7 protein-coding genes are annotated in these 6068 nt (G+C 70.6%); all 7 read right to left on the reverse strand.

The genetic code is table 11. The features are described 5' to 3' along the window. Positions 1-785 (reverse strand): triose-phosphate isomerase (gene tpiA, locus VH112_06810; protein ID HEX4539941.1); only part of this gene is annotated, 785 nt, incomplete at its 3' end. Continuing rightward, entirely contained in the window at positions 782-1945 is a 1164-nt protein-coding gene (locus VH112_06815; protein ID HEX4539942.1) for a phosphoglycerate kinase, read from the reverse strand. The genes tpiA and VH112_06815, both read right to left, overlap by 4 nt. Positions 1946-1949: 4 nt before the next feature. Continuing rightward, the gene (gene gap, locus VH112_06820; GenBank protein ID HEX4539943.1) at positions 1950-2972 is read right to left on the reverse strand and encodes a type I glyceraldehyde-3-phosphate dehydrogenase; all 1023 of its coding nucleotides are present in this window, start codon (positions 2970-2972) and stop codon (positions 1950-1952) included. Positions 2973-2995: 23 nt separating this feature from the next. Then, the gene (yvcK, locus tag VH112_06825; GenBank protein ID HEX4539944.1) at positions 2996-3859 is read right to left on the reverse strand and encodes a uridine diphosphate-N-acetylglucosamine-binding protein YvcK; all 864 of its coding nucleotides are present in this window, start codon (positions 3857-3859) and stop codon (positions 2996-2998) included. Beyond that, positions 3856-4710: an RNase adapter RapZ gene (rapZ, locus tag VH112_06830; GenBank protein HEX4539945.1), complete on the reverse strand. Its 855-nt coding sequence runs from the start codon at positions 4708-4710 to the stop codon at positions 3856-3858. Before rapZ ends, yvcK begins: the two co-directional genes overlap by 4 nt. Beyond that, a complete protein-coding gene (locus tag VH112_06835; protein ID HEX4539946.1) occupies positions 4707-5468 on the reverse strand; it encodes a class I SAM-dependent methyltransferase in 762 nt (253 codons plus the stop codon). Before VH112_06835 ends, rapZ begins: the two co-directional genes overlap by 4 nt. Further along, on the reverse strand, positions 5465-6068 hold a 604-nt coding region (locus tag VH112_06840; protein HEX4539947.1), incomplete at its 5' end, for an excinuclease ABC subunit C. The genes VH112_06835 and VH112_06840, both read right to left, overlap by 4 nt.

Raw genomic sequence — 6068 nt, forward strand, 5'->3', positions numbered from 1 at the left:
GGATCCAGGCTGGCCCCGCCGACGAGGGCACCGTCGATGTCGTCCTGGGTCAACAGGTCGGGCGCGTTGGTTGCCGTCACCGAGCCCCCATACTGGACCCGGAGGGCGGCGGCGACCTCCTTGCCCGCGTGCTCGGCGACGCTCTCCCGAATGGTTCGGCACATGCCTTGGGCGTCCTCGGGCGTGGCGTGCTGGCCGGTGCCGATGGCCCAGATCGGCTCGTAGGCGATCACCAGCTGGCCCACCTGGTGGGCAGCGAGTGGCCGCCCCGCCGGTACCGGAGCCGCGTCGGGCTCATCCTCGAACGAAGCGGAGAAGGCGGCCGCCAGCTGGGACGTCACGGTGCTCTCGGCTTCTGCCGCCTCCCGCTGGACCAGTGTCTCGCCCACGCAGAGGATGGGCGTCATCCCATGGGCCAACACGGCGCGCAGCTTGGCCGCCACGATCGCATCGGTCTCCCCGAAGAGCTGCCGCCGCTCCGAATGCCCCACGATCACGTAGGCCACGTTGAGCTTGGCCAGCATGACCGGACTGACCTCGCCGGTGTAGGCGCCCGACTCGGCCCAGTGGCAGTTCTGGGCCCCGAGGGCGATGGGTATGTCGTCGGACTCCAGCACGGTCTGGACCGATCGAAGATCGGTAAAGGGTGGGTGCACAGAGACGTCCCGAGTGGCGTGGTCCTCCGCCGTCAGGCGGTAGGCGAGCTTCTGCACGGCCTGGATGGCCTCGAAGTGGTTGAGGTTCATCTTCCAGTTGCCGCTCACGAGGGGTCGTCGCTTGGTCATGATCTCTTCCCCGGCGCGTTGGAGGCGGCCCGCAGGGCTGCCAGCCCTGGCAGATCACCGCACTCGAGCAGCTCCAGGGTCGCACCTCCGCCGGTCGACAGATGGTCCACCTCGTCGGCGAGGCCGAGGTGGGCGAGGGCACTGGCGCTGTCGCCGCCGCCGACGACGGTGTAACCCCGGCACTCGGCGACGGCCTCGGCCACGGCGCGGGTGCCGGCGGCGAAGCGGTGGTCCTCGACGACGCCCATCGGACCGTTCCACAACACCGTGCCTGCCGGGCGGATCTCGTCGGCGAACTCTGCCGCCGTCCCCGGACCGATGTCCGCGCCCTTCCATCCCGACGGGATGGTCCGACCGAGGGTGCGGACCTTGCCGCTCCCCCCGTCGCCAGCACCGATGGTGCCGCCCGGGGCCAGGGCCACCACGTCGGTCGGGACGTCCACCCGTCGTCCGGAGTCCAGCAGCTGGCGGCAGGCGTCTTCCTGATCGGGCTCGACCAGCGAGTCGCCGATGTCGTGGCCCAGGGCGGCGAGGAAGGTGAAGCACATCCCCCCGCCCACCAGCAGGATGTCCGCCCGCTCCAGCAGGGAGCGGAGGAGGGCCAGCTTGTCGCTCACCTTGGCGCCGCCGAGCACGGCCACGAAGGGCCGGGCGGGATGACCGAGGAGGCCGCCCAGCGCCTCGACCTCCCGCTCCAGCAGGCGTCCGGCGGCGCTGGGTAGGCGGGCCGGAGGGCCGACGATGGAGGCGTGGGCCCGGTGGGCCGCGCCAAAGGCGTCGTCCACGTAGAGATCCTGACCGTCGACCAGGCGGTCCACGAAGGCGGGATCGTTGGCCTCCTCGCCCGGGTCGAAACGCAGGTTCTCCATGAGCTCGACGCCCGGTGCCAGCTGCGCCAGCCGCTGGCGCACCGGCTCCATGGCGAAGCGGGGGTCGGGCTTGCCGTGCGGCCGCCCGAGGTGACTGCACACCGTGACCTTGGCCCCCCGGGCCATGAGCCACTCGATCGTCGGCAATGCGGCTCGCAGTCGAAAGTCGTCCTCAACCTCGGTCACGCCGCTCGATGACGACCGCAGAGGAACGTTGAGGTCGGCTCGGAGCAGCACCCGTCTGCCGGCCGGATCGGGGAGGTCCTCCAGCTGTGGCAGCGGGAGGACCAAAGAGTCAGCGACCGGACCCTCCGACGACGACGGCCAGATCGACCAACCGGTTGGCGTAGCCCCACTCGTTGTCGTACCAGCCGAGCGCCTTGACCAGCGTGGAGCCGTTCCCCGCGCCGGTCGCCATGGTGAGACCAGAGTCGAAGGTGCACGACGCCGGGGATCCGATTATGTCCGAGGAGACGATCGGATCCTCGGTGTACTCCAGCACTTTCGCCAGCGGCCCCGACGACGCGGCCTCGCGGTAGGCCGCGTTGATCTGCTCGACGCTGGCCTCGGCCTCGATGATGGCGGTGAAGTCGGTGATCGAGCCGTCCTGCACCGGTACACGCAGCGACGTCCCGTCCAGGCGACCCTGCATGGCCTGCAGGACGAGCCCCGTCGCCCGGGCCGCGCCGGTCGACGCCGGGATGATGTTGACAGCGGCCGCCCGGGCCCGGCGTAGGTCCTTGTGGGCCAGGTCGAGCAGGTTCTGGTCGTTGGTGTACGCGTGAACGGTCGTCATCAGGCCGCTGCGGACGCCGAAGGCGTCGTCGAGGACCTTCACCATCGGCACGAAGCAGTTGGTCGTGCAGGACGCGTTGGAGACCACGTTGTGCTGGGCGGGATCGAAGGTCTGGTCGTTCACGCCCATCACGAAGGTGGCGTCGACGTTGGTCGCCGGCGCCGAGATGATCACCCGCCGCGCCCCTCCATCGATGTGGGCCGCGGCCTTGTTGCCGTCGGTGAAGATGCCCGTGCTCTCGATCACCACCTCGACACCCAGCTCCGACCACGGGAGCGCCTTGGGGTCGCGCTCGGCGAACACCTTGACCTCGTCGGAGCCGATCCTGATGGCACCGTCAGCGGCTCGCACCCCCTCCAGTCGGCCCAGGGTGGAGTCGTAGGCGAGTAGATAGGCGTTCGTCTCGGGCGGGATCAGATCGTTGACGGCGACCACGCGCACGTCGGCGTTGGATGCGCGCGACGCCCGCAGGAAGTTGCGGCCGATCCGACCGAAACCGTTGATGCCAACCCGTACGGACATGTCTCCTCCTCGTTACCCGACCCCTATCCGACCAGATCGACAAGGGCCCCTGCCAGTTTCTCCGGGTCGTGGGCGAGCCCGTTGGGCCGGGCCAGGGGTGTATCGACCCAGGGCCGACCCGGCGCCCCGAGCGGTACGCCCGTCGTGTCGCACAGCACGACGTCGACCTCGACACCGTGGGCCTCCAAGGCGGCCAGGTGGGCCGCCACGTCGTAGCCCTCGGTCTCGGGGACCTGGGGTCGGAGGTTGCAGACGTAGACCTTCCGGCCCCTCGCCTCGGCCACCGCATCCCGCAGAGCCGGGACGGCGAGCGCCGCCAACACGCTGGTGTAGAGGGAGCCCGGGCCGAGGACAATCTGGTCCGCCCGGGCCACGGCCCCCAGGGCCGCCGCGGGAGGCTCTGCATCGACAGGCACGAGCGAGACCCGGGCGATGCGTCCTGCCTGGCCCACCGCCACCTGGCCCTGCACGGCCCCGCCGGCCGCGTCCGCCTTGAGCACGACGGGCACGGTCGTAGCCGGTAGGACGGTTCCGCCCGCCTCGACCAGCCGTCCGGCTTCCTCCACGGCGAACAGGAAGTCGCCGGTGGAGGCGGCCAGGCCGGCGATCAGGAGGTTGCCGAGAGCGTGGCCCTCCAGCTCTCCGGCGTCGAAGCGGTGCTCGAAGGCCTTCGACCACACCGATGGGGCGCTGAGGGCGACCAGGCACTTGCGCAGATCTCCCGGCGCCGGCACCCCGAAGATCTCGCGGAGGCGGCCGCTCGAGCCCCCGTCGTCCGCCACCGAGACGATCGCCGTGACGTCGTCGCCGTAGTGACGCGTGGCGCGCAGGGTGGCCGCCAGCCCGTGGCCGCCGCCGAGGGCCACCACACGCGGTCGGGCGCTCACCGATGCACGTCCCGATGGTGGAGCGTGGGCTCGAAGCCCCGGGCCTGGATCCGCTCGGCCAGCTCCTCGGCGAGGACGACCGATCGGTGCTGGCCGCCGGTGCAGCCGACGGCAACGGTCAGGTAGGACTTTCCTTCCTTCACGTAGGCGGGAAGCAGGAGGCCGAAGAGGTCGTCCAGCTTGTCGAGGAAGGCCGGGGTGTCGCATTGGCTCATGACGTAGCGGCGCACGGGAGGGTCGAGCCCGGTCAGCGGCCGCAGCTCATCGATCCAGTGCGGGTTGGGTAGGAACCGGCAGTCGAAGACCAGGTCGACGTCGAGCGGGACGCCGTGCTTGAACCCGAACGAGACGACCGTGACCTGGAGACCGGTGGCGTGGTCGTCCCGCTCGAACAGGTCGATGAGTCGACCTCGGAGCTGGTGGATGTTGAGGTCGCTGGTGTCCACGACCACGTCGGCCTGGCCGAGGATCGGGTCGAGCATCCGGCGCTCCTGCGTGATCGACCCGATCATCCCCTCAGCCGCCAGCGGGTGGCGCCGTCTGGTCCCTTCGAAGCGGCGCACGAGGACGTCGTCGGACGCGTCCAGGAACAGCAACCGGACTCGGTTCCCGGTCGAGCGGAGCGCCTCGAGAGCGGGCTCGACGTCGTCGAGGTACTCGCTTCCCCCGCGGCCCACGACGAGCGCCACCTTCTCGGTCTCCGATCCCGGCACGTTGACCAGCTCGGCGACCTTGGTGATGAGGGCGGGCGGCATGTTGTCGATGACGAACCACCCGAGGTCCTCGAAGGTGGCTGCCGCCGTCGACCGGCCGGCGCCGGAGAGCCCGGTGATAATGAGGTAGTCGCTCATAGAGGCTCCCCCATTGTCACATCGTCGGGTCCATGTGGGAGCTTCTTGGCGAGCAGGAACAGCAGCCGGGGAATGGTCGCGGCGCCGGCATACTCTTCCGCCCGAGCCAGGAACCCCGCCGGCGGGGCCGGCTCCTCCATGCGGGTCACGAGCATCCCGTTGTCGACCAGCAGGTTCACGTAGCGGGACAGAGGCCGGTGCACGAAGGGCACGAACACCCCCTTGTCCACCTCTTCGACGGATCTGTCCTCGATGAGATAGGGCCCGATGCGCCAGTACTGCTCACCCAGGATGTGATCGTCGATCCAGCCGCTGCCCGGCGCCTGGAGCAGCGGGTGGTTCATGAGCAGGAGGAGGCGTCCGCCTGGCCGCAGGACCCGCCCCACCTCGGCCACGGTCTCCGCCAGCTCATCGAGGTGCTCGAGGACCAGGCAGGCGACGGCGGCTTCGAAGCTGCCGGCGGCGAAGGGCAGTCCGGCCGCCGTGGCCCGGGCGTACAGAGGACCGCCGCCCCGCCGTCTGGCCTCCTCGAGCTGGGGCCAGGTGGGGTCCACGCCCACCACCGCCCGAGGCCCCGCAGCCAGCCTGGCCACCTGTCCCTCTCCCGTGCCCACGTCGAGGACCGGCCCGGACGGTGGCAGATGCTGCGAGACGAGCGGCAGGATCTGCTCGACGTACTCGGCATCGGCTCCGCCGGTGAAGGTGGCCTGCCACCAGCGGGCGCTCTGCGCCCACAGGTCGCTGTCGCTCGTGCTCACCGGGCCGCGACGGAGGCGTCGCGCCCACGGGCGGGTCCGCCAGGTAGATGCAGCTTCTCGTGCACGGCCCGGGCCACGTTGTCGGGGAGCCAGGGCAGGGCCAGCAGGGTCTCGAGTGGCGCCGTCTGGACCGCCCGGACGCCGCCCAGCTCTCGCACGAGGCGGCGCTTGCGCGTCGGCCCCAGCCCGGGGATGTCGTCGAGCACGCTCCTCGTCATCCGCCGGCCCCGAAGCTTGCGGTGGTACGACACCGCGAAGCGGTGGGCCTCGTCGCGAACGCGCTGGAGGAGATAGAGCGCCTCGGATTGGCGGGGAATGCGGACGGGGTCGGCCTGGCCGGGCACGAAGATCTCCTCGAACTGCTTCGCCAGGGCCGCCACCGGGATCTCGTCGTCGAGACCCAGTCGCTCGAGGACCCTGATGCCGACGTTGAGCTGGCCCTTGCCGCCGTCGAGGAGCAGCAGCTGGGGTGGATAGGCGAAGCGCCGTCGCCTGGCCCGCTCCCCCAATGGCGCCTCCCGCTCGGCCAGCAGCGCGGTGAACCGACGGGTGAGCACCTCCTCCATCGCCGCGTAGTCGTCATTGCCCTCGACCGAGCCG

It is taken from the genome of Acidimicrobiales bacterium (assembly GCA_036270875.1).
Lineage (GTDB): Bacteria > Actinomycetota > Acidimicrobiia > Acidimicrobiales > AC-9 > AC-9.

Bases quoted from the DNA above. Each gene is read 5' to 3' on its own strand.
- gap (HEX4539943.1), bottom strand. From the start codon at position 2,972: ATGTCCGTACGGGTTGGCATCAACGGTTTCGGTCGGATCGGCCGCAAC.
- rapZ (HEX4539945.1), bottom strand. From the start codon at position 4,710: ATGAGCGACTACCTCATTATCACCGGGCTCTCCGGCGCCGGCCGGTCG.